This is a genomic window from Methylobacterium sp. Leaf94, from assembly GCF_001426045.1.
In the GTDB taxonomy this organism is placed as follows: Bacteria; Pseudomonadota; Alphaproteobacteria; order Rhizobiales; family Beijerinckiaceae; genus Methylobacterium.
Genome location: NZ_LMRM01000005.1, coordinates 53,306 through 76,430, shown reverse-complemented (window position 1 = coordinate 76,430; position 23,125 = coordinate 53,306). Strand labels below are relative to the sequence as shown.

The 23,125-nt window shown below is 70.9% G+C and carries 21 protein-coding genes and 1 pseudogene; 6 read left to right on the top strand and 16 right to left on the bottom strand.

From position 1 onward, the window contains the following. Positions 1 to 56 precede the first annotated feature (56 nt). A complete protein-coding gene (uvrC, locus tag ASG63_RS04480) occupies positions 57 to 2,150 on the bottom strand; it encodes an excinuclease ABC subunit UvrC (protein WP_056212500.1) in 2,094 nt (697 codons plus the stop codon). Between the two features lie 78 nt (positions 2,151 to 2,228). Then, positions 2,229 to 2,963: a chemotaxis protein gene (locus tag ASG63_RS04475; protein ID WP_056212498.1), complete on the bottom strand. Its 735-nt coding sequence runs from the start codon at positions 2,961 to 2,963 to the stop codon at positions 2,229 to 2,231. Between the two features lie 246 nt (positions 2,964 to 3,209). Between ASG63_RS04475 and ASG63_RS04470 the strand changes: the two genes are divergently transcribed. Next, positions 3,210 to 4,052 (top strand): L,D-transpeptidase, encoded by an 843-nt coding sequence (locus tag ASG63_RS04470; protein ID WP_056212496.1) that lies wholly within the window; start codon positions 3,210 to 3,212, stop codon positions 4,050 to 4,052. A 112-nt stretch (positions 4,053 to 4,164) separates the two neighbouring features. Here ASG63_RS04470 and ASG63_RS04465 read toward each other — a convergent pair whose 3' ends face one another. The 3 genes and pseudogenes from ASG63_RS04465 to pgeF form a co-directional block, all read right to left on the bottom strand. Further along, positions 4,165 to 4,923, bottom strand: a complete 759-nt coding sequence (locus ASG63_RS04465; RefSeq protein ID WP_056212494.1) for a DUF2076 domain-containing protein — start codon at positions 4,921 to 4,923, stop codon at positions 4,165 to 4,167. Positions 4,924 to 5,140: 217 nt separating this feature from the next. Then, a pseudogene (locus tag ASG63_RS04460) lies at positions 5,141 to 5,969 on the bottom strand (outer membrane protein). A 264-nt stretch (positions 5,970 to 6,233) separates the two neighbouring features. Then, positions 6,234 to 7,022 (bottom strand): peptidoglycan editing factor PgeF, encoded by a 789-nt coding sequence (gene pgeF, locus ASG63_RS04455; protein WP_056212492.1) that lies wholly within the window; start codon positions 7,020 to 7,022, stop codon positions 6,234 to 6,236. A 183-nt stretch (positions 7,023 to 7,205) separates the two neighbouring features. Between pgeF and ASG63_RS04450 the strand changes: the two genes are divergently transcribed. The 3 genes from ASG63_RS04450 (at position 7,206) to ASG63_RS04440 (ending at position 10,438) form a co-directional block, all read left to right on the top strand. After that, positions 7,206 to 7,778: a hypothetical protein gene (locus ASG63_RS04450; RefSeq protein ID WP_082487640.1), complete on the top strand. Its 573-nt coding sequence runs from the start codon at positions 7,206 to 7,208 to the stop codon at positions 7,776 to 7,778. A 418-nt stretch (positions 7,779 to 8,196) separates the two neighbouring features. Next, complete coding sequence (locus ASG63_RS04445) at positions 8,197 to 9,282, top strand: aromatic ring-hydroxylating oxygenase subunit alpha (protein ID WP_056212490.1); 1,086 nt, start codon at positions 8,197 to 8,199, stop codon at positions 9,280 to 9,282. 79 nt (positions 9,283 to 9,361) lie between these two features. Further along, positions 9,362 to 10,438, top strand: coding sequence for an MBL fold metallo-hydrolase (locus ASG63_RS04440; protein ID WP_056212488.1), 1,077 nt, complete (start codon positions 9,362 to 9,364; stop codon positions 10,436 to 10,438). 212 nt (positions 10,439 to 10,650) lie between these two features. Here ASG63_RS04440 and hslU read toward each other — a convergent pair whose 3' ends face one another. The 11 genes from hslU to ASG63_RS04385 form a co-directional block, all read right to left on the bottom strand. After that, positions 10,651 to 11,964 (bottom strand): ATP-dependent protease ATPase subunit HslU, encoded by a 1,314-nt coding sequence (gene hslU / locus ASG63_RS04435; protein ID WP_056212486.1) that lies wholly within the window; start codon positions 11,962 to 11,964, stop codon positions 10,651 to 10,653. Then, positions 11,964 to 13,034, bottom strand: a complete 1,071-nt coding sequence (locus ASG63_RS04430) for a hypothetical protein (protein WP_056212485.1) — start codon at positions 13,032 to 13,034, stop codon at positions 11,964 to 11,966. The genes hslU and ASG63_RS04430 overlap by 1 nt, the downstream gene beginning before the upstream one ends. 129 nt (positions 13,035 to 13,163) lie before the next feature. Continuing rightward, positions 13,164 to 14,834: a methyl-accepting chemotaxis protein gene (locus ASG63_RS04425; protein ID WP_056212483.1), complete on the bottom strand. Its 1,671-nt coding sequence runs from the start codon at positions 14,832 to 14,834 to the stop codon at positions 13,164 to 13,166. A gap of 79 nt (positions 14,835 to 14,913) precedes the next feature. Beyond that, complete coding sequence (gene hslV / locus ASG63_RS04420; protein WP_156389583.1) at positions 14,914 to 15,450, bottom strand: ATP-dependent protease subunit HslV; 537 nt, start codon at positions 15,448 to 15,450, stop codon at positions 14,914 to 14,916. 112 nt (positions 15,451 to 15,562) lie between these two features. Beyond that, a complete protein-coding gene (locus tag ASG63_RS04415; protein WP_056212479.1) occupies positions 15,563 to 15,958 on the bottom strand; it encodes a GFA family protein in 396 nt (131 codons plus the stop codon). An 87-nt stretch (positions 15,959 to 16,045) separates the two neighbouring features. Continuing rightward, positions 16,046 to 17,167 carry an ATP-dependent DNA helicase gene (locus ASG63_RS04410; protein WP_056212477.1) on the bottom strand — a complete coding sequence of 374 codons (1,122 nt, stop codon included), beginning with the start codon at positions 17,165 to 17,167 and terminating at the stop codon, positions 16,046 to 16,048. Further along, positions 17,167 to 17,757 (bottom strand): suppressor of fused domain protein, encoded by a 591-nt coding sequence (locus ASG63_RS04405; protein WP_056212474.1) that lies wholly within the window; start codon positions 17,755 to 17,757, stop codon positions 17,167 to 17,169. The genes ASG63_RS04410 and ASG63_RS04405 overlap by 1 nt, the downstream gene beginning before the upstream one ends. After that, positions 17,754 to 18,680 (bottom strand): oxygen-dependent coproporphyrinogen oxidase, encoded by a 927-nt coding sequence (gene hemF / locus ASG63_RS04400; RefSeq protein ID WP_056212471.1) that lies wholly within the window; start codon positions 18,678 to 18,680, stop codon positions 17,754 to 17,756. Before hemF ends, ASG63_RS04405 begins: the two co-directional genes overlap by 4 nt. 65 nt (positions 18,681 to 18,745) lie before the next feature. Continuing rightward, positions 18,746 to 19,015 carry a YiaA/YiaB family inner membrane protein gene (locus ASG63_RS04395; protein WP_055948388.1) on the bottom strand — a complete coding sequence of 90 codons (270 nt, stop codon included), beginning with the start codon at positions 19,013 to 19,015 and terminating at the stop codon, positions 18,746 to 18,748. Between the two features lie 220 nt (positions 19,016 to 19,235). Then, a complete protein-coding gene (locus tag ASG63_RS04390) occupies positions 19,236 to 19,925 on the bottom strand; it encodes a PspA/IM30 family protein (protein WP_056212469.1) in 690 nt (229 codons plus the stop codon). Positions 19,926 to 20,010: 85 nt separating this feature from the next. Then, positions 20,011 to 20,478 carry a tRNA (cytidine(34)-2'-O)-methyltransferase gene (locus ASG63_RS04385; RefSeq protein WP_056212468.1) on the bottom strand — a complete coding sequence of 156 codons (468 nt, stop codon included), beginning with the start codon at positions 20,476 to 20,478 and terminating at the stop codon, positions 20,011 to 20,013. A 109-nt stretch (positions 20,479 to 20,587) separates the two neighbouring features. On the opposite strand from ASG63_RS04385, the gene ASG63_RS04380 reads away from it, so the two are divergent. Both ASG63_RS04380 and ASG63_RS04375 read left to right on the top strand, forming a co-directional pair. After that, positions 20,588 to 22,459 carry an ABC transporter ATP-binding protein gene (locus ASG63_RS04380; RefSeq protein WP_056212466.1) on the top strand — a complete coding sequence of 624 codons (1,872 nt, stop codon included), beginning with the start codon at positions 20,588 to 20,590 and terminating at the stop codon, positions 22,457 to 22,459. A 313-nt stretch (positions 22,460 to 22,772) separates the two neighbouring features. Further along, positions 22,773 to 22,982 carry a hypothetical protein gene (locus ASG63_RS04375; protein WP_056212464.1) on the top strand — a complete coding sequence of 70 codons (210 nt, stop codon included), beginning with the start codon at positions 22,773 to 22,775 and terminating at the stop codon, positions 22,980 to 22,982. Positions 22,983 to 23,125: the final 143 nt, after the last annotated feature.

Sequence of the window (23,125 nt, the reverse complement as noted above, 5' to 3'; positions counted from 1 at the left end):
CAGGCGTGAAACCATGTGCGGCGGTGGGGGTCAACCGCCCGGACGCGCCGATCTCGTCACGCATGGGTGTGAAAGAAGTCGTAGACGGCGCGGGCCGTAGCGGCGTTGACCCCCGGGGTCTTCGCCAGGTCCTCGAACGCCGCGCGCTGGATCGCCTTCACGGTGCCGAAGTGGTGCAGCAGCGCGCGCTTGCGGCTGGGGCCGATTCCCGCGATCTCGTCGAGGGGGTTCTTCACCATCTCGCGCTTGCGCTTGGCCCGGTGGCTGCCGATGGCGAAGCGGTGCGCCTCGTCGCGCAGGCGCTGGACGAAGTAGAGGGTCGGGTCGCGCGGCGGCAGCTTGAAGGGGGGGCGGCCGGGCACGAAGAACGTCTCGCGCCCCGCGTCGCGGTCCCGGCCCTTGGCGATGCCCACCAGGGCGACCTCGGTGACGCCGATCTCCTCCAGGGCGGTGCGGGCGGCGTCCAGCTGCCCCTTGCCGCCGTCGATGAGCACGAGGTCGGGCCAGGCCGGCAGGGTGTCGCTCTCCGGGGGCGCCTCCGGGACGGGGACCTCGGCGCCGCCTTCGCTGGCGGCGATCGCGGCCTCCCGGGCGGTGCGCGGGTTCTCCTTGACGAGGCGCTTGAAGCGCCGCTGCAGCACCTCGCGCATCATCCCGTAATCGTCGCCCGGGGTCAGTTCCTCCGACTTGATGTTGAAGGTGCGGTAATGCTGCTTGGCGAAGCCCGTCGGCCCGGCCACGATCATGCCGCCGACGGCATTCGTGCCCATGATGTGCGAGTTGTCGTAGACCTCGATCCGCCGGGGCGTGCCGGAAAGCCCGAACGACTGCCCGAGGGCGGCGAGCAGCTTGCCCTGGGAGGCGGTGTCGGCGAGGCGCCGGCCGAGGGCCTCCTTGGCATTGCGCTGCGCGTACTCGACGAGGTTCTTGCGCTCGCCCCGCTGGGGCTGATGGATCTCGACCCGGTACTCCGTGCGGCTCGACAGGGCGGCGGCCAGGAGCTCCGCATCCTCGATGGCGTGCGAGACCAGGACGCTGCGCGGCGCCGGCTTGTCGTCGTAGAACTGCCCGATGAACGAGGCCAGGACCTCGTCCGGCGTCATGGTGCGGTCGGCCTTGGGGAAGTAGGCGCGGTTGCCCCAGTTCTGGAAGTTGCGGAAGAAGAACACCTCGATGCAGAACTGGCCCGCCTGCTCGTCGAGGGCGAAGACGTCTGCCTCCTCGACGCCCTGGGTGTTCACCCCTTGCGTCCCCTGGATCGCCGACAGGGCCGCGATGCGGTCGCGGAACCGCGCCGCCCGCTCGAATTCCATCTTCTCCGAGGCGTCCTGCATCTCCTCGCGCATGCGGTCCTTCACGGCGTTCGACTTGCCCGCCAGGAAGCTCTTCGCGCTGTCGGCGAGCGCGCGATAATCGTCGAGGTCGATCTCGCCGGTGCAGGGGCCGGAGCAGCGCTTGATCTGGTAGAGCAGGCAGGGCCGGGTGCGGTTCTCGTAGTAGCTGTCCGTGCAGGTGCGCAGGAGGAAGGCGCGCTGCAGGGCGTTCACCGTACGGTTCACCGCCCAGACGCTGGCGAAGGGGCCGTAATAGCTGCCCTTCCGGCGCCGGGCGCCGCGATGCTTGATGATCTGCGGCGCTTCCGAATCCGCCGTGACGAGGATGTAGGGAAACGACTTGTCGTCCCGCATCAGCACGTTGAAGCGGGGCTTTAGCTGCTTGATGAGGTTGGCCTCGAGGAGCAGCGCCTCGGTCTCGGTGGCGGTGGTGACGAACTCCATCGCCGCCGTCTGCGAGATCATGCGGGCGATGCGGTTGGAATGCGCCTGGCCCCGGGCATAGGAGCCGACCCGCGCCTTCAGGTTCTTGGCCTTGCCGACGTAGAGGACGTCGCCCTTCTCGTCGAACATCCGGTAGACGCCGGGCGAGGTCGGCAGGGTCGTCCAGAACCGCCGGATCACCTCGGTGCCGGCCTTGACCGCGCCCTCCTCGAAATCGAAGTCGATCTCGGGGGCGTCGTCGGCCTGGGCGAGGTCCTGCGCCTCCTCGGAGGCGTCCTCCCGGAAGCCGTCCTGCGGGAAGCCGTCCTGATCGTCGAAGCCGTCAGGCGGCAGATCGTTCGAGGCTGGGTCTTTCGCGGGCGCGCGGCTCATGCCGCTGACTTAAGCCTCGGGGGAAGGCGAGGGAAGGGGCGACGGAGGAGGCGCGCCGGGCGACCCGGCCCCGTCGCCTCAATCGAACAGCGCGTCGATGTCGCCCTGGTCGACGTGGCCGATATCGTCGGCGAGCTTCGGCCCGTTGAGGAGCGAGCTCTCGTCGTCGATGTCCACCTTGGCGGGATGGGCGCCCAGCAGCTCGCTGAAGGTGTCGAGGCCGCCCCAGGCCTCGATCATCCGGTCGAGGTGTTCCTCGATGAACTTCAGCACGCCCACGATCTTGTTGATGCGCTGGCCGGTGAGGTCCTGAAAGTTGCAGGCTTCGAAGGCGACCACGACGCGGTCGAGGATCGCGTCGATGTTCTCGCGTCCCGCCATGGTGGTGGTCATGGCGCGCAGCATGCTGGCGTTGGTCTCAATCTCCTCGATCGCGCCCAGGATCGTGCTGGTGGCGCGCTCAGTGGAGTCGACGACGGCATCGAGCTCGCCCGCCACGCGGCGCATGCCCTTGCCGGTGTTCTCGGAACGGTAGAGCGTCGCGATCTCCTGCTTGGTGCGGGTGATCGCATCCTTCATGATGTCGAGCTCGGAGCGCATGGCGAAGGCTTCGTTCAGCTCCTTCCGGCACGCCTCGATGGTCTCCACCGTGCTGGTCTGCGTGACCTTGCGCAGGTCCTGGATCGCGGACAGGATCTCGTCCAGGCGCTTGTTGTTCAAGGTGACCGCCTCCGACGAGACGGCGGATTCCATCGCCACGGGGGCGCTCGCGAGGCCGAGACTGTCTTCGATGCGGTAACGTTTGAGAGTCATCGGTCGCGATCAGCCAACAAGAGTGAAGCCGGGTCATCCTGCGCCCAACTGATTGCGATTTCTTGAACGTCACAACTCATCGGCAACCTTTACGGCGCGTTCACGCTGAATCCATTCCCCTGTTCGCCGCCGCGTCGGCCTGAACGATTCACCATGTTCCTTCACCGGGTGTCCGCCCCGGACCGCGATCCTGGCCCCATGTCGCACCCCTGAGCGGGGTCGATCGGGCTTGGAGCGTTGACGAGCATGCGGTTCGATTGGTGCGTGGCCATCGCCTGCCTGACGGCGGGATTGGCGGGGCAGGGGAGTGGGGCGCAGGCGCAGGACGCGCCGCGGCCGGGCGCCTATGGCGGCGGCTTCCTCGAACTCCTGATGAGCGATCGGCCGGGCGCGCAGGCGCCTCGGGCCATGGCGGAGCGCCCGATCCCCGGCCGGCGCCTGCCGGAGGAGCGCGCGGAGGCGCGCGCGCCGGCGGCCTATGCCGCAGCCGTGCCGCGCCAGCTGCATTCGGGCGATCGGGTTCCCCCGGAGCCGGAATGGGAGCCGCAGGCGCAGATCGCGCCGCAGCGCGTCCCGGTCCGCCTCGCCGCCCTGCCGACGGCGCCGGCGCGGGAACCGGCGGTCGAGAGCATCGCCCGTGCCCCGGATGCCCGCTACGCGCGGCAGGTGGTCGCCTTCGACGGGCCGCAGCGTCCCGGCACCATCGTGGTCGATACGCCGGGGAAGGTTCTCTATCTGGTGCAGCCCGGGCACCAGGCGATCCGCTACGGCATCGGCGTCGGCCGACCGGGCTTCGCCTGGTCGGGCCTGAAGACGATCAGCCAGAAGCGGGAATGGCCGGACTGGACGCCGCCCCAGGAGATGATCCGCCGCCGTCCGGACCTGCCGCGCCACATGGCCGGCGGCCCCGGTAATCCGCTCGGCGCCCGGGCTCTCTATCTCGGCTCGTCGCTCTATCGGATCCACGGCACCAACGAGCCGCACACGATCGGGCAGAACGTCTCGTCCGGCTGCATCCGCATGATGAACGAGGATGTCATCGATCTCTACGAGCGCACGCCGGTCGGCACGCGCGTCGAGGTCCTCTGAAGTCCGAGCCCCGAAGATCCGAGCCCCGAAGATCTGACCCCTGGAGAAGACCTGATCCCTGAAACGGAAGAGCCGGCGCCTGTTCGAGGCGCCGGCTCTTCGTCATCCTGGATCAGACCCAGTCGTCGTCCCCGCCGCCGCCGAGGTCGCCCCCGAAATCGCCGCCGGAATCCTCCGTGAAGGACGCATCCTGAAGGTCGTTGCCGCCGCCGAGGGCCGAGCCGAGATCCTCGTTGCCGCTGCCGCCGAAGAAGTTGTTCTCGGTGATGTTCGGGGTGCCGCCGAGACCGGCCGCCGCCGCGCTGCCGAGCTGGGAATGGCCGCCCGCGAAGGCGTTGGAGAGGGCGCTGCCGAGGAGCATGCCACCGGCGGCACCCGCCGCCATGGGCAGCGCCGTCGCCATGAAGCCGCCGCCGCGCGCCGGCGCCGCCTGCTGGCCGGCCCAAGGGCCCCCCTGCTGCGGACCGCCATAGCCCGGCTGCTGTCCGTAGCCGGGCTGCGGCTGACCATAGCCCGGCTGCTGCGGCTGTCCGTAGCCTGGTTGGCCGCCCTGGTTGCCCCAGGCGCCGCCCTGGCGTGGCGGCTCGGGCTGGCGGGCGGAGGAGCCGCCGCCGAAGATGCTGGACAGGAAGCCGCCGCCGCCCTGGGGCTGCTGCTGGCCCGCACGGCGCAGCTGCTCCAGCTGCTCGTTCAGGCTCTTGATCGCCTCTTCCTGCACGTAGATGAGCTGCGCCATAGCGTAGGGCGCGTAGGGCTGTGCCCGGATCTTGTCGGCAATGAAGCGCTCGGCTTCCGCGTCACGGGGCTGGCTCGAAGCCTGCTCCAGGCGCTGGAAAATGCCGCCGATGACGTCGCGTTCTTCGCTGTTCATGGAGTCGTCCTCCTGGGGCAAGCCGGCGGGTGACCACCCGCACGGGCGGGTCAGAGATGGGGGTGCAGCCGGCCTTTGTCAGGGGTTCAACGCAAACTTTGCCGTCCCGGATGCATGCGCCGAACCCGAATCTGCGCAGAACGCGGAAAAGCCCGGCCTTGCGGACCGGGCTTTCCTGTCGAGGCGCGCCCCGTAGGGGACGCGACCGGAGCGGATCCTAGTAGGAGCCGAACTTGTAGTTCAGGCCGGCGCGGACGACGGCGAACTCGGTGTCGCGCACCTGGCGGCCGCCGCTGGCGAGCACGACGCCCGGGCTGGTGACGCTGACTTCCTGGCCGGCATTGTTGACGGCGAAGACACCGTTGTTGCGGTTGCCGCGGTCGAGGTTCACGTACAGACCTTCGATCTTCAGCGTSACGGCCGAGGACTTGAAGAAGTTCAGGAACGAGTCGGTGGGGAGCGCGTACTCGATACCGCCGCCGGCAGCCCAGCCGGTCTGGAAGTCGTCACGGCTGCCCGCCGGTGCCGTACACGAGGGTGCGGTCGAAGGCGTAGCCGAGGCGACCGCGGACGGTGCCGAAGTAGTCGAGGCCCGAGACGCCGGCCGGGTTGAACACCTGCTGGGCGGCCAGCGGGCCGGTGGCCGAGAAGCGGTTCCGCTCACGACCGAAGTCGACGTACTGGGCGTCGGCCTCGACACCGATCACGACACCGGAGCCCGGGGTGAACTGGTAGTTGTAGCCGACCTGACCACCGCCGACGAAGCCGTCGTTGCTCTGGCCGTTGCTGAAGGCGATGGCGGCGGTGGTGCCCGGCAGGACCAGGGTGCTGGCGCCGTTCACGCCGATGACGGTCGGCTGGTTGTTGCTGGAAGCGTCGAAGCCGTAACCGGCGTTGAAACCGGCGTAGAAGCCGGTCCAGGTGAACACCGGCACCGGCACGAACACCGGCGGGGGAGCCTGACGACGCGGGAGGTCGGCGGCGAAGGCGGAGCCGGCGATCGCGATGCCGGCGAGCGCGGTGGCGCTGCGAAGGAAGGATTTCATGATCTGGTCCTCTAACCGTTACGCACCGGCGCCACTCTTACGGGTGGCGTCCGCTGCAGTTCCCCGTCTTTAAGCCAGCAGCGTGCGAGAAGCTGTTGCGTTACGATCACGCCAGCCGCAGCGAACGCGGCCCCTTTGTGGCGGTACTCGTCTCATTCTCACCCACTCCGTGAACACCGAACGCGCATCAATGGCCAAGGTTCGCGTACGGCCACGCTTTTTTCCTCACCCCTCTTTGACAAATTGTCGCAGGGGCTGGGCAGCCTATGGGGACAGCGCGATCGCGGAGATCAGGCGGCCATAATCCCCTTCGCCGCGATGGGTGGTCCGGCGATAGCTGTAGAATCGGTCGGGATCCGCGTAGGTGCAGCACCCGAGATCGCTCGCCCGGGTGACCCCAGCCTGCGCGAGGCGCGCCAGGATGAAGCCCGGCAGGTCGAACTGAGCATGAGCCTCCCGTGCTCCGGGACCGAGGAAGCGCTCGAAGCCGGGGGCGTCCGCCCGGAATCGCGCGATGAAGTCGGGCCCGACCTCGTAGGAGGCCTGCGCGATCGTCGGGCCGAGGACCGCGACGATGCGGTCGCGCGCGGCGCCGAGGCCCTCCATCGCCGCGAGGGTCCGGTCGATCACGCCGCCCAGGGCGCCCTTCCAGCCCGCATGCGCCGCCCCCACGACGCGGTTCTCCGGATCGGCGAACAGGATCGGCCCGCAATCGGCCGTGGCGATCCCGAGGGCGAGGCCGGGGACCCGTGTCACCATCCCGTCGGCCTTGGGGCGATCGGCCAGGGCGATCGGACCCTCCACCACCACCACGTCGGGCGAGTGGACCTGGTACAGGCTGACGAGGGCGTCCGCCGGGACGTCCAGGTGACGGCTCATGCGGCGGCGGTTCTCGCCCACGTGGTCGGGCGCATCGTTCGAGCCGATGCCGCCGTTGAGCGCGGCGTAGATGCCCTCCGAGACGCCGCCGCGCCGGGTGAAGAAGGCGTGCCGAATGCCCGGGAGGCCGGCGAGATGCGGGGACTCGAGAGCTTCGGGATGTTCGCGCGTCATAGGCACTGCGATCCTTGAGGAGGACGTCGTTTCTGGACAGGGACTGCGTGGGCACGGCCTTCGCGACGGCGAGGTCTGCGTGCGGGGCCTCGAGAGACCCCGGCGACACCCTGACGTCGCGGCTCTTTACGGTTCGTTAAGCATGTTTTGATCGGATGCGTCTCAAGAGTCGAGGATCAGCCGATGTCCGAAGCAGCCCGTCACCCCGCCCCGTACGAAACGGCAACCCGTCCGCAGCCCGGTCCGCTGCGCGATTGGCTGGCGGCGATGAAAGCCGCGACCCATCCGGCGGGCGCCGAGCCGCAGCCGACCGTCGCTCCAGCCCCGCTGGCGGACGAGGCCCGGGCCGCCGAGCCGACCAAGACCTGGACGCCGCGGGTCGTGACGCCGGCCCCCGCCCCGGCGGAGGCCGCCGAGGGCGACCTCTCGGACCTCATGGCCGAGAACATCATGCTGAAGGCCAAGCTCAAGGTCGAGAACGACCGCTACGACGCGCTCCAGGGCGTCATCGCCCGCGAGCTGCGCAACCTGCGCGCCCATGTCGAAGCCGAGATGCAGGAGTTCGAAGAGGCGCGCCGCGAGCGCGACCGGCTCAGCGCGTCCCAGGGCGAACTCGAGAAGGAGGTCCGCGACCTCCGGGCCAGGAGCGCGGACGAGGCCGCGCAGCTCTCAGAGATGCGCAGCGAGCGCGACCTCTGGGCCGCCCGGGCCGAGGCGCTGGCGCAGCCCATCTTCCAGAAGCGCAACGGCCTCTGAGGCCTGCGCCCCCGACGCCCTCACCCTGAAACAGCGAAGGGCCGCCCCGTGAGGGGCGGCCCTTCCATTGCCGAACCGCTCTTGTCCGGCCGGAACTCTCACGTTCGCGTCGAGCGCTAGAAGGCTGCGCCGGAGGCGACGGTCCAGGTCCGGGTGGCCGGGGTGAGCGGCTGATGACAATGAGACACTGGATCACCTCCTTTCGTTCGTTGCGGGTGAGCCGAAGTTAGTCAGCCCCTTTCGGTTTGAAAAGGCCTGCGCCCGCGCCCATCCGCCGCTCCCTTGGTGAGCGTCCCCGAAGCCGCAGGGGGCGGCTGGCCTCGGCCCCGACGGCGGTCTAAAGGTTCCGGCCTTCCCCTCGCGCGGCGCGGCACCGACCTCGTGTCCGCGCCCACCGGCCACGGACCCGCTCCCCTCCATGTCCACAGCCCTGCGGATGCCGGCGCCCGACGAGGCGGCGCTCGACCCGGACGCCATGCGCCAGCCCTTGCCCGACGCCTGGTACTGCGTCGGCCGGTCCGAGTCCCTGAAGGCGGGATCCCTGCGCGCCGTGGAGCTCAACGGCGAGCAGATCGTCCTGGGCCGCGAGGCCTCCGGCGCCCCCTTCGCCCTGCGCGACCGCTGTCCCCATCGCGGCATGGCCCTGTCGAAGGGCCGCTTCGACGGCGGCGAACTGACCTGTCCGTTCCACGGCTGGCGCTTCGGCACCGACGGGCGCTGTCGCGACGTGCCGACCCTCTCGGCCTCGGACACGGCCGATTTCACGCGCATCGCGGTGCAGCGCTTTCCCATCAGCGAGAGCGCGGGCTTCGCCTGGGTCAATCCGTATCTCGGGCCGGAGACCGGCTCGCCCCCGGCGGCGCTGCCGGACCTCGGCTTCACGGCGGCCGGCTCCCTGGTGGTCGAACTCGTGGTCGAGGCCTCCTTCGACCTGACGACGCTCAGTCTCGTCGATCCCGGCCACGTCGCCTTCGTGCACGATTCCTGGTGGTTCCGGCCCTCGAAGGAGCTGAGGGAGAAGGTGAAGACCTTCACGCCGACCCCGCACGGCTTCACCATGACGAGCCACGCCACCTCGACGAGCTCGCCGGTCTACCGGCTCCTGGGCGGCGTGCCCGCGGTGGAGATCGAGTTCCGCCTGCCGGGGGTGCGGCTGGAGCGGATCGAGGCCGGGACGAAGCGGGTGGCGAACTACACCTTCGCCACGCCCCTGACCCAGAACCGGACGATGCTCACCAACGCCCTCTACTGGAACATGCCGGCGCTGAATCTCCTCAAGCCCGTGGCGCGGCCGCTGATGCGCCAGTTCCTCACCCAGGACCAGCAGGTGCTCCAGCACGCCCAGGCCGGCCTCGACCGCAAGCCGACCATGGTGCTGTTCGGCCAGGGCGACCTGCCGTCGCAATGGTACTTCCGCCTCAAGCGCGAGGCCCTGCAGGCGGCCCGGGAGGGGCGGCCCTTCGCCAATCCCCTGGCCACGCAGGAGCTGCGCTGGCGCTCGTGATCGGCCGGCACCCGCGCATCGACCTGCGATGCGTGGCCGCGGCGCTTGATCGGCGCGCCGCAGCCGCCATCTCGGATCCATGAAACGGCACAGTCTGATCAAGGCGTTGAGCGCCGCCACGGTGATGACGCTCGGCGGGGTCGGCTATGCCGCCCACAAGCGCGGGCGCAATCCCTACTATCGCGGGCCGCGCAGCGACCATTTCGACGGGGTCCGCTTCCACAGCCCGGACCAGCCGCCGGACAAGACGCTGGCCGACATCGCCCGCTGGCGCTCCCGGCGCGGGGTCGACAGCCCCCTGCGCCAGGCCTGGCCGGCCTTCCACCCAAGCCCCTACGCCGCCGAGGTGCCGCCGGAGCGGGTCTCGGGCCTGCGCGTCACCCTGATCGGGCATGCGAGCTACCTGTTCCAGGTCGCCGGCCGCAACATCCTGGTGGATCCCGTCTATGCCCGCCGGGCGAGCCCGGTGGCATTCGCCGGCCCCAAGCGGGTGAACCCGCCGGGGATCGCCTTCGCCGACCTGCCCCCGATCGACGCGGTGCTGATCACCCACAACCACTACGACCATCTCGACGGGGCGACGGTCGCGCGGATCTGGCAGGCGCATCAGCCACTGGTCCTGGCGCCGCTCGGCAACGAGGCGATCCTGCGCGCCTACGACGACACCATGCACGTGGAGACCCGCGACTGGGGCGAGTCGGTGGATCTCGGCGGCGGCCTGACCCTCCACGTCACCCCCGCCCATCACTGGTCGGCCCGCGGCCTCAACGACCGGCGCATGGCCCTGTGGTGCTCCTTCGTCCTCACGACCCCGGCGGGCGTGCACTACCACTCGGGCGACACGGGCCTCCGCGACGGGGCGACCTTCCGGGAAGCCCGCGCCCGCTTCGGGCCGCCGCGCCTCGCCACCCTGCCGATCGGGGCCTACGAGCCGCGCTGGTTCATGAAGGACCAGCACATGGACCCGGGCGAGGCCGTCGAGGCGGGGCTGCTCCTCGGGGCCGACCAGATGCTCGGCCACCACTGGGGGACCTTCCAGCTCACCGACGAGGGCATCGAGCAGCCGGTGGACGCCTTGGCGGAAGCCTGCGCCGCGCAGGGCCTCGCCCCGGAGCGCTTCCTCGCCATGCGGCCGGGCCAGGTCTGGGAAGCCTGACGCGGTCCGGGGCCACCGACGCGGCTGGGCACCCCGTCACGGCGATTCATCCGGGGCCCGCCTTCGGCGCCTCGCGGAGACGAAGGCCGCCGGCCATCCCGTGACGGGCGCCCCACCAGCCGGCCCGGTCCACAGGCGCAACGCACCCCGGGGCAGGTCCGGGACCCTCCGGCGCCGCCGGGCCGCGTCTGCGGTCCGGGCGGCGACCCGACCTACAGAATGAACCGGCTCAGATCCGCGTTCGCCGCCAGGCTCTCCACCCGCGACCGGACGTAGGCGGCGTCGATCGGCACGGTCTCGCCCGACCGGTCGGTGGCCGTGAAGGAGATCTCGTCGATGACGCGCTCCAGCACGGTCTGGAGCCGGCGGGCCCCGATGTTCTCCACCGAGTTGTTCACGTCCACGGCGACGCGGGCCAGGGCGTCCACCGCGTCCTCGCTGAATTCGAGGGTGACGCCCTCGGTCTGCATCAGCGCCACGGTCTGCTTCAGCAGGCTCGCCTCCGTCGAGGTCAGGATCTGGCGGAAATCCTCGACGGTGAGCGGCTGCAGCTCGACGCGGATCGGCAGGCGGCCCTGCAGCTCCGGCAGCAGGTCGGAGGGCTTCGAGACGTGGAAGGCGCCGCTGGCGATGAACAGGATGTGGTCGGTCTTCACCGGCCCGTGCTTCGTCGCCACGGTGGTGCCTTCGATCAGGGGCAGCAGATCGCGCTGCACGCCCTCGCGCGAGACGTCGGCCGAGGACCGGCCCTCGCGGGCGCAGATCTTGTCGATCTCGTCGAGGAAGACGATGCCGTTGTCCTCGACCTCGCGGATCGCCTCCTGCGTCAGGGATTCGGCGTCGACCAGCTTGTCGGATTCCTCCGCCAGCAGGGGGGCGTAGGCGTCCGTCACCGTCATCCGGCGCGGCTTGCCCTTCTGGCCGCCGAGGGCCTTGCCGAGCATGTCGCCGAGATTGACCGCGCCCATGGACGCGCCCGGCATGCCGGGGATGTCGAACATCGGCAGGCCGCCCGGCGCCCCGCCGGAGAGCTCGAGTTCGACCTCCTTGTCGTCGAGCTCGCCCGCCCGCAGCTTCTTGCGGAAGCTGTCGCGGGTGGCCTGGCCCGCGGTCGGGCCCACCAGGGCGTCGAGGATGCGGGCTTCCGCCGCCGCCTCGGCCTTGGCCTTCACCGAGCGGCGCTTCTCCTCGCGCTTGAGGCCGATGCCGACCTCCACGAGGTCGCGCACGATCTGCTCCACGTCGCGGCCGACATAACCGACCTCGGTGAACTTGGTGGCCTCGATCTTGAGGAACGGCGCTCCGGCGAGGCGTGCGAGGCGGCGGGCGATCTCCGTCTTCCCGCAGCCCGTCGGCCCGATCATGAGGATGTTCTTCGGCGCGACCTCCTCGCGCAAGGGGCCGGTGAGCTGCTGCCGGCGCCAGCGGTTGCGCAGCGCGATGGCGACCGCGCGCTTGGCGTCGGCCTGCCCGACGATGAAGCGGTCGAGTTCCGAGACGATCTCGCGGGGAGAGAAGGTGGTCATCACGCTCCGATCGGATGCGGCAGCCGGGCTGCCAGGGGGCGGGGGAGGGCGCGCAGCAGGGCGGCGCGCAACGGGTGCCACCCGGCGCTGAGCGCCAGGATGAAGGCCCCGAGGGTGAGGAGGCTCAGCGGGATCGTGCTGCCGGCGAACCCGGCCTCCCGGACCAGGGAGCCGAGGGCGATCCCGGCATAGACGAGGCCCGAGACCAGCAGCGCGCGCCGGTCCACCGCGAGCGCGATGCCCGCGAGGCCGAGCACGATCGCCAGCACGCCGAGGGTCGCGGCCTGTCCGCCGCCGGCCGTCAGGGTGCCGAGGATCGGATGCACGATCAGGGGGGCGGCCAGGAGATGCAGCCAGAAGGCGATGTCGGTGCGCCGGGTGACGCGGGCCGGGTCGGACAGGTCGAAGCGCATCGCCAGGGCGAAGACGCCGAGGCCGGCGACGATGAACAGGGCGTTGCGCGCCGCCAGGGTCAGGTCCGGCGCCACGACGAGCAGGAGGCCGAGCAGCACGGCGCAGAGGGCGGCCGCGCCCGCCGCCACGGTGATCGGCACGGCGAAGCGCCGGTAATGCAGGGTCACCAGCCCGAGGGTCGCCAGCCCGCTGCCGATCAGCGGGCCTGGGCCCAGGCGGTCGGTCGCCATCAGGTCGAACAGGGTTGGCCAGCTCGCCCCTGTCGTCCCCGCGCCGGCGAGTCCGAAGGCCGCCGACGACTGCACCGCGAGGGCGAAGAGGACCAGCAGAACGATGCTGGGCAGAGCCATGCGGCGCCGGCGGGTGAAGAATTCGGCGAGCCCCCAGGCGAGGGCGGCGATCAGGGCGTAGCCGGGCGCCGGGCCGAGGGCCGACAGGCCGAAATGCGCGCAGGCGCCGAGGAACAGGAACAGCCCAAGTGTGACGAAGATGTCGGCGAAGCCCGAGACGAAGCGCAGGCGCTCGTCGTCGCGCGGCGCGTCGAGGCCGGTGTCCGGCCCCGGGTTCGCCCGCGCCAGGCGATCGAGGGAGGCGGCCTGGATCTCGGTGATGATGCCCTCGGCCACGGCGCGGCGGAGGTGGTCGGCGGTGATCACGACGGAACCTCGCGGTGGGTCGCCCCGCGCAGGGCGAGGGCGATGCCGCGTCGGGCGGGACAGGGGGCTGGGCGGCGCACGTCCCCGACTTAAGCGCGCCGCCCCGCCCTTTCCAGACGGTCCCGTGTCTCAGGCGGCGCGGATCGACCCCACGAAGTGCGTGACCTCGCCGTCGAGAGCGCTGGAGCGGCGGGCGAGCTCCGCCGCCGAGGCGAGAACCTGCGCCGCCCCGGCGCCCACCTCCACCGCCGCGCCCTGGACCTCGGCCATCGTCTCGGTGACGTCATGGGTGCCGCGGGCGGCGTCGCTGACGCTGCGGGCGATTTCCTGCGTGGCGACCTGCTGCTCCTCCACCGCCGCCGCGACGCCGAGGGCGATGCTGTGCACGCTGCCGATGGTCGTGCCGATCTCGCGGATCGCCTCGACGGTCTCGCGGGTGGCGGCCTGGATCATGCCGATCTGCGCCGTGATCTCGTCGGTGGCCTTGGCGGTCTGGGCCGCGAGGGTCTTCACCTCGGTGGCGACCACGGCGAAGCCCCGGCCCGCCTCGCCGGCCCGCGCCGCCTCGATCGTGGCGTTGAGCGCCAGCAGGTTGGTCTGGCCGGCGATGTTCGAGATCAGGGCGACGACGTCGCCGATGCGGGCGGCGCCCTCGGCAAGGGCCTCGACGCGGGCGTTGGTCTGGCGGCTGCTCTCGACGGCGTTGGCGGCCGCCGCCGAGGTCTGGCCGACCTGCTGCCCGATCTCGTTGGCGGTGGCGGCGAGTTCCTCCGTGGCGGCGGCCACGGCCTGGACGTTCTGCGCCGTCTCCTGGGCGGCGCGCATCACCGCGGCCGATTGCCGGTTGGTGCGCTCGGCCTGGGCCGACATCGAGCGGGCGGTCTCCTCCATGGCGGCGGCGGCATCGGAGAGGTCGCCCACGAGGGCGCCCACGCTGCCCTGGAAGCGGTCGGCCAGCTCGGTCCGATCGGTGCGGCGGCGGGTCGAGGCGAGCCCGGCAGCCTCGTCCTGCGTCGCCCGCAGGGTCTCGGCCTCCCGCATGGAGCGGGCGAAGACCTGCATGCTGGCCCAGATGGCGCCGATCTCGTCGCGCCCCGGCTTGACGGCCGGCAGGTCGAGCTGGCCCTCCGACAGGCGCCGGATCGCCGCGGCGACCCGGGCGAGGGGCGCGGCGATCTGCCGGTGCCCGATCAGGATGCCGAGCACGAGGCTCGCCAGGGTGCCGCCGGCCGCAAGGGCGATCAGCAGGGTCAGGCGGCTGTCGTAGAGGGCGTCGGTCGCGGCATCGATGGCGGTGACCTGGGCCTGGCCGCCGGCCACCAGGGCGTCGATGGAATCCTGGAAGGCCTGGCGGTTGGCGCGGTTGGCCTCGTTGAAGCCGAGATCCGCCGCCGCCTTCGGGGCGACCGCGGTTCCCGCCCGGGCGATCTCCTGGCGCAGGCTGGTGAAGGTGGCGGCCCCCTGCACGACCCGCTCGAACTGCGCGCGCTCCGCCTCGGGCACCCGCCGGCCCAGGGCGGCGAGGAGGTCGTTCATCGCCGTCAGGTTCTGCCGCATCCGGTCGGCGTATTTCTGCGCGTCGGCCGTGTCCTTGGCGGCGTAGACGCCGCGGGATTCGAGGACGACGTTGCTCACGAGCCGGTTGACGTTGGCCGCGTCGAGGGCCCGGCGGGCCGCCTGCCGGGACTCGACCATCGCGGCGTTGAAGGCCGAAAGGGTGCCGATCCCGACGCCCGCGACCACCAGGGCGATCGCCCCGCAGGCCAGGACGAACATCAGTATCTTCGCCTTGATCGTCATGTCCGAGATCCCGTCACGAGCTTTCATTCAAGCTCTTAAGCAGTGTCTCGAAAACTTCGGTTAACGGATCTGAGCTCGGTCAGCTTTCAGACGTTTCCAAGGTCTCGATCACGAGGCTGTCATTCGTGTAGACGCAGATCTCGGCGGCGATCCGCATGGCCCGGCGAACGATCTCTTCTGCGTCATGACTGCTGTCTTCGAGGGCGCGGGCAGCCGACAGGGCGTAGTTCCCGCCCGAGCCGATCGCCATCACGCCGCTTTCCGGCTCCAGCACGTCGCCCGCGCCCGAGAGCAGCAGGCTGACCTCCTTGTCGGCCACCAGCATCATCGCCTCCAGGCGGCGCAGGTAGCGGTCGGTGCGCCAGTCCTTGGTCAGCTCGACGCAGGCCCGGGTCAGCTGCCCCGGATACTGTTCGAGCTTGGCCTCCAGCCGCTCAAACAGCGTGAAGGCGTCGGCGGTGGCTCCCGCGAAGCCGCCGATCACCGTGCCCTTGGCCAGGCGCCGGACCTTGCGGGCATTGCCTTTGACGATGGTCTGGCCGAGGCTGACCTGCCCGTCGCCGCCGATCACCACCCGGCCGCCCTTGCGGACCATGAGGATCGTGGTGGCGTGCATCTGCGGCGGACCGCTCGCTTCGGAATGGGACAAGACAGGCTCCGGTTCGGGTGGGAGAACCGCTCACGTAGGTGCTCGCGGGGTTCGCTCCAAGCGCCGCCGGGGTCTCGGCCTATCCGGGATAGCGCGGAAAGGCCGGCAGCGCGTCGAACCGGCCGAACCATTCGGGCGCGTCCGCGACCTGGATGCGGATCGACGGGGGCAGGGCGTCGGGATCGTCCAGGGTCGCGGTGTGGAGGTCGACCTGGCCCGGGAAGACCGCCGCGTTGCGGTAGAACAGGTTGGTGCCGCAGGTCCCGCAGAATTCGCGGAGCACGCCGGGCGAGGATTCGTAGGCGGTCGGGGTGCCGGTGATCGTGATCCGCTCGTCCGGGAACAGCGCGAACCCCACCGCGGGTGCGCCCGAGGACCGCCGGCAATCGGTGTAGTGGCACAGGGCGCTGTGGCTCGGCTCGCCCGCGGCCACGTATTGGATGGCGCCGCAGCGGCATCGTCCGGTCAAGGCCATGCGAATCTCTCCCCCCCCCCCGCGCACGCCTTCGTTGTCCCCGAGGGGCCGGCAACGCGCAAGCCGCCGGGGGCCACGCAAGCCCCTCTAGACCACGACGGTGATCCGCTTCGCCGCCCGGGTCAGGCCGGTATAGAGCCAGCGCGCCCGGTGCTCGCGGAAGGCGAAGGACTCGTCGAACAGCACGACGTCGTCCCATTGCGAGCCCTGCGCCTTGTGGACCGTGAGGGCGTAGCCGTAGGTGAACTCGTCGGTCTCGCGCTTCAGGAAGGCCGGGATCTCCTCCTCGGAGCCCGACATCACGGCCTTGAGGACCTTGATGTCCACCGGGCGGCGGCGCAGGGCCGGGTCGTCCTCGGGCACGACGTCGAGGCGCACCGTGTCGGAGCGCGGTGACGAACGCTGCGCATGCACCGTCCAGGTGGAGCCGTTGAGGAGGCCCTTGGTCCGGTCGTTGCGCAGGCAGACGAGCTTCTCGCCCACCGCTGGCATCGGGTCGGTGTGGCCGGCGAGCTCCCGCAGGCGGTTGTTGTAGAGCCGCCGGGTCTTGTTCATGCCCACCAGCACCTGGTCGGCCTGCAGCACCACGGCCGGGTCGATGGACCGGCGCGAGACGATGCGGCTCTCGCCGTAGTCGCCGAGGGTGAGGCGCCCGCCCTCGCGTACCGTCATCGCCATGCGGACGATGGGGTCGTCGGCCGCCTGCCGGTGGACGTCGGTGAGCATCACGTCGGGCTCGGCTTCGGTGAAGAAGCCGCCCCCGCGTACCGGCGGCAGCTGCGCCGGGTCGCCGAGCACCAGCACCGGCCGGTCGAAGGAGAGGAGGTCGTTGCCAAGATCCGAATCGACCATCGAGCACTCGTCGATGACGATGAGCTCGGCCTTCGAGACCGGCCCGGTGCGGTTCAGGGTGAAGGCCGGGCCGCCTTCCTCGGTCTCCTTGGTGCGGTAGATCAGGCTGTGGATCGTCGCGGCGTCGTGGCAGCCCTTCTGGCGCATCACCGAGGCGGCCTTGCCCGTGAAGGCGCCGAACACCACCGTGCCCTCGACGTCGTCGGCGATGCGCCGGGCGAGGGTGGTCTTGCCGGTGCCGGCGTAGCCGAAGAGGCGGAAGACCTGCTGGCCGCCGGACTTGCGCCAGTCGGAAATCGCCTTCAGGGCCGCGTCCTGCTGCGGGGCGAAGCGGGTCGGCAGGGGGGCATCGGCCATCAGAGCACCGAGGGCCGCTGCAGGTCGAAGAGGTCGGTACCGCGCGCGGCGAACAGGTCCTCCAGGGCATCGCCCCCGGATTCCTGCGCGAAGGCGTACTCGGCCTCCGAGATCGGCACCGCCTGGAGGAAGGCCAGCGCCGCGTCTGCGGTGGCCGGTGCCTCCAGCCGGGCCTCGAACAGGGCCGGCGGCACGAACAGGACGTGCGCGAGGCTCGCCGAGAGGCCCGTGAGCAGGCCGGGAAAGACGATGCCGGGGGCCAGGAACCAGCGCCCGTCGATGACCTGGAAGGCGCAGGCCGCCACCATCCGCGCCACGTCCGGGTCGGTGCTCACACCCAGGATCTCGCAGCGCCCGGGGAATTCGACGCCGTCTTGGTAGAGCGGGTGGTTGGCCAGGGTCACCGTGGCGCAGGCGGTGAGGCCGGGGCGCGGGGCGTCGCGGCAGGTCAGGATGTCGACGTGGCTGCGACCCGTCTCGTCGGCGTGCCGGGCGACGGAGGGCACGCCGCCCAGGGCCGCCGCCAGCATGCGCGCCACCGCCCGGTTGGTCTCGGTGACGTCCGCCGGAGGGGCGGCCGGAGCGCTCACGGCCAGCGCACCGTGGGGGGCAGCGACGACAGGATCGAGGCGACGTTGCCGCCGGTCTTCAGGCCGAAGATCGTGCCGCGGTCGTAGAGCAGGTTGAATTCCACGTAGCGTCCGCGCCGGACCTGCTGCTCCAGCCGGTCCTCCTCGGTCCAGGGCGTGGCCAGGTTGGCGCGCACGATGGCCGGGTAGGCCTTGAGGAAGGCCCCGCCCACGTCGCGGGTGAAGGCGAGATCGGCCTTGGGGTCGCCGGTCCAGTGATAGTCGTAGAAGATTCCGCCGATGCCGCGCGGCTCGTTGCGGTGCTTGAGGTGGAAGTACTCCTCGCACCAGGCCTTGTAGCGGGCGTAGTCGGCGGCGGGCGCGTGGGCGTCGCAGGCCTCCCGCATGGCCGCGTGGAAGGTCAGGGAATCCGGGTCGTCCTGGGTGCGGCGCCGGTCGAGCACGGGGGTCAGGTCGGCGCCGCCGCCGAACCACGTCTTCGTGGTCACCACGAAGCGGGTGTTCATGTGCACGGTCGGCACGTTCGGGTTCCAGGGATGCGCGATCAGCGAGATCCCGGTGGCGAAGAAGCGCGGGTCCTCGGCCGCCCCCGGCATCTGGGCGCGGAACTCCGGGGCGAACTCGCCGTGCACGGCCGAGACGTGGACGCCCGCCTTCTCGAAGACCCGGCCCTTGATCATCGCCATGGTGCCGCCGCCGCCGGGCGCGCCGGTGTGGTCGGTGCGCTGCCAGGGCGTCTTCACGAAGGTGCCGGGCTCGGCCGGGGCGTCAGGATGGAACGGCCCAGTCGCCTCCGCCTCGAGGGTTTCGAAAGCGGCGACGATCCGGTCGCGCAGGGTGGTGAACCAGGCCGTCGCCTCGGCCTTCACGGCGTCGCGCTCGGCCTCGGGCAGCGGGGGGACGGAGGATTCGGGCATGGTCATGCCGGGGGATGTCCCATCCCGCCGCCCGGCCGTCAATTCGCCGGGCGGCGGTCGGGGCGCGGCGCTCAATCCTTGACGGACATCAGCAGCCGCTCGGTCTTGGCGTCCTCGATCCGGTTGACCATGCGCCGGCCCTCGTGGACGTCGCGGATGGTCTTGGTAGCGGTGATGCAGGACTGCACGAGCATGATCGTGCCCATGGCGAGGTAGCCCTTGATCCAGATGTCGATGGGCATGAACAGGATACCGAGGCCCACCATGGCGGCGGAGCCGAGGAACGAGGCGTAGGTGAAGGCGACCCAGGCGCCGGAATGCTGCGTGGTCTCGTTGGTCATGGGGATTTTCCTCGGGTTGGGGTGATTTCGGAAGGTGGGCCTGGCGATGAAGCTCGCCGCGCATTCCCTCTCCCCCTTGCGGGAGAGGGTGGCCCGCGAAGCGGGTCGGGCCGGGACGAAGTCCCGCGAGAGGGGAGCGCGCTGTTCGGAGAGGTCGTCCCCTCTCCCGCCTGCTCCGCAGAGGGGGGAGGGGCCCGCTTGCGCAGCCGCAGCGCGGCAATCAGGCGGCCGGCTGGCGGGGCGCCTCGGCCCGGGCGCGCAGGCGGTCGAGGATCGCGGACGGGGCCGGGCGGGAGCTCGGGCCGAAGCCGGCGCGCGCCATCCGCTCGGCGAGGTCGGCGCCGGGCTCGGCCTCGCGCAGGGCCGCCTCGGTGTCGTCGGCCTCGGCCTGGAGACTGCGCAGGCGCGCCAGCGTCGCCTCGGCTTCCTTGAGGGTGGCCCGGTCCTGCGGCGCCGGGCTCACCCGCAGGCGGCGGGCCGTCTCGGCCGCGGCGGCGAGGCGCCGGCCCCGTTCGAGGTCCGCCTGGCGCCGGGTGGCGTCGGCGACCGCCGCGCGGATGCGGACGAGTTCGGCGGCGAAGCGGCCGCGGGCGGCGCGGATGGCGTCGCGCTCGGCCTCCAGTTCGGCGATCGCCTCGGCGGCCTCCGACGCCAGGTCATCGCGCCCGGACTGGAGTGCCGCCACGGCGCGGGTCTCGAGGTCGGTGGCGCGGGCCTCGACCTCGGCGAGGCGGCGCTCCTCGGCCCGGTCGCCGGCCACCGAAGCCGCCAGCGCCTGGCGGCTTCGCTCCAGGGCGGCGCGGGTCTCGCGGATCTGCTGGTCGAGGATGAGGAGGGCGTTGCGGTCGAACAGGTCTTCTTCGGCGCGGGCGGCGGCGCCGCGGGCGAGGGTGCGAAACAGTCTGAGCATCGTCGGGCTCCGGGTGGGTGGTTGCGGTTCACCCCCCGGTTGTCGCATGGTTTGAACACTGTTCAAGTGCGCGATTGCACAGCGTTCAATCCGACCGTGGGAAGCCGCCGGTCTGGCGCAGGGCCTCGCCCGGGATCATCGCGGCGCAGACCGCGACGTTCAGCGAGCGCAGGTCGGCCCGGATCGGCACCACCACCCGGGCATCCGCCGTGGCGTGGACGGCCTCGGGTACGCCGGCCGATTCCCGGCCCATCAGCAGGCAGTCGCCGTCCCGGTAGGCGAAGTCGGTGTAGGGCAGGGCGCCCTGCGTGGTGGCGAGGACGAGGCGGATGGTCTCCGCCCGGCGCCACTCCGAGAACGCGTCCCAGGAGCGGTGGCGGGTGACGGCGACGCGGTCGAGGTAGTCGAGGCCCGCGCGGCGAAGGTGCCGGTCGGAGACGTCGAAGCCGGCGGGCTCGATGATCTCGACGGCGGCTCCGAGGCAGGCGGCGAGACGCAGGAGGGTGCCGGTGTTCTGCGGGATGTCGGGCTGGTAGAGGGCGAGGCGGAGCATCGGCGGCGTCTCAGGATGGGGGCGGGCGGGTCCGTGCGGCATCGCCCCCCGGTTGGCAGGCGGTCAAGGCGGCATAGTTAAGCGTGCGCTGCAGCAACCGGATGGTCTCATGTTTCTCGATTGGCTCGAGCGCCGGATCGACACCTTCGCGCCGTTCGACGACGGCCGCATGCCGCCGAAATCCGTCCTCGGCTTCGCGGGCTTCTACCTCCGGCCGATCCGCGGCGCCCTGGCGATCCTGTTCGTGGTGGCGGTGCTGGCCGGGTCGGTGGAGGCCTCCCTCTACCTGCTCATGGGCTGGTTCATCGACCTCCTGAACAAGGCCGACCGCGCCACCCTGTGGCAGGAGCACGGCACCGGCCTGATGCTGGCGGCCGGCCTCCTGCTGGTGGTGCGCCCCATCACGATCTGGCTGCACGAGATCCTCTCGAACCAGCTCATCGTGCCGCAGGCGACGAACCAGATCCGCTGGCGCACGCACCTCTACACCCTCGGTCACTCGCTCTCGTACTTCCAGGCGGATTTCGCCGGGCGCCTCGCCAACCGGGTGGTGCAGGTGGGCCCGGCGGTACGCGAACTCGCCGTCGTCTTCATCGACACGCTGCTCTACGTCGCAATCTACGCGGTCACGGCGGTCGGCCTGTTCGGCTCGATCTCCCTGTGGCTCGCCCTGCCGGTGGTGCTCTGGATCGCGGCCTACGCCGCCCTGACCCGCTGGTTCGTGCCCCGGGCCCGGTCCCGCTCGCTGCTCACCGCCGACACCCGCTCGGCCCTGATCGGGCGCATCGTCGACAGCTACACCAACATCCTGACGGTGAAGCTCTTCGCCCGCGACCGCGAGGAGCGTGCGGCGGTGCGCGACGCCGTCGACGTCCACACCAAAGCCTACCTGCACCAGTTCCGCCTGCTGAGCAGCACCACGACCCTGCTCGGCCTCCTCAACAGCCTGCTGATCCTCGCCACCGCCGGCGTCTGCGTGATCCTGTGGCAGCGCGGCGGCATGACCACCGGCGAGGCCTCGGCTGGGCTCGCCCTGGTCCTGCGCCTGATGGCGATGTCGGGCTGGGTGATGCAGACCGTGCGGGGCATCTTCGAGAATGTCGGCGTCATCCAGGAGAGCATGCAGACGATCGCCCGTCCGCACGCCATCACCGACCGGCCCGATGCCGGGACCCTGGCGGTGACGGGCGGCGACATCCGCTTCGAGAACGTCAGCTTCCATTACGGCCGCGACGACGCCGCGATCATCGAGGGCCTGAACCTGCACATCCGGCCGGGCGAGAAGGTCGGCCTCGTCGGCGTCAGCGGCGCCGGCAAGACCACGATCACCGCCCTCCTGCTGCGCCTGCACGACCTCGAAAGCGGGCGTATCCTGGTGGACGGCCAGGACATCGCCGGCGTAACCCAGGGGTCCCTGCGCAGCGCCGTCGCCATGGTGACCCAGGACACCTCGCTGCTGCACCGCTCCATCCGCGACAACATCGCGTATGGCCGCCCCGACGCCACCCAGGCCGAGGTCGAGCGCGCCGCGCGGCTGGCTCAGGCCGACACGTTCATCCGCGATCTCGTCGACCACAAGGGCCGCACCGGCTACGACGCCCAGGTGGGCGAGCGCGGCGTGAAGCTCTCGGGCGGCCAGCGCCAGCGCATCGCCATCGCGCGGGTGATCCTCAAGGATGCGCCGATCCTGATCCTCGACGAGGCGACTTCGGCCCTCGATTCGCAGGTGGAGGCGGCGATCCAGGAGAGCCTCGACACCCTAATGGAGGGCAAGACGGTGCTGGCCATCGCCCACCGGCTCTCGACCATCGCGGCCCTCGACCGCCTCATCGTCCTCGATTCCGGACGGGTCATCGAGGAGGGCACCCATGCCGAGCTGATCGCCGGTGGGGGACTCTATGCGCGCCTGTGGCAGCGCCAGTCCGGCGGCTTCCTCGCCGACGGCCTGGCCGCGCAGCCCTACGAGGCGGCCGCCGAGTAGGGGGGCTCGCCGGCAGACGGTGTCCAGTTCCGGGACATCCGTGCTGCACCGCACACGGGCGGTGCTGGCTTTGCCGGAGCCTTGGGCAGGGGGCGTTGGGCGGGTTTGGCGTCAGGCCGAAGAAACCCAGCGTCAAGAGGGATTTAGGATCGGTTTGCCCAGGGCTTAGGCAATCCCTGCCCTTTTCATGTCCATCCTGCATAGCAGACCGGCCGCCTCAGCCCTCGTGCTGCGCTGCGGCGACGCCTACATCAGGGCCATGGCGATGGGGCGACAGACCCCGTGGCACGAACCGTTTCGGACCCAGACTCCCATGGTACACGCGATCCTCAACCACATCCGTTCCTCCTGGAAGGAGAACGCCTCGGCGCGCCAGATCGCCGATCTGACCGACCAGCAGTTCGCCGATATCGGCGGCGACCGCCTGGACAGCCGCCTGCTCGACAAGGCCCGCCGCCACCGGGTGCGCGAGACCGTGCAGTTCCACAAGTCGGTGGGTGTGTTCTCCTACCCGACCGCCTAAGATCACCGAGGCGCCCTGACCGACATCCCGTCGTCGGGGTGCCGGTGAATCAAGGGGCGCCGCTTGGAGCGAGGCAACCGGACTTCGGCCAAGCGCACGTGGACCCGTCGGAACGCGGGCAAGCGACGGAACGCCGTCGCGTC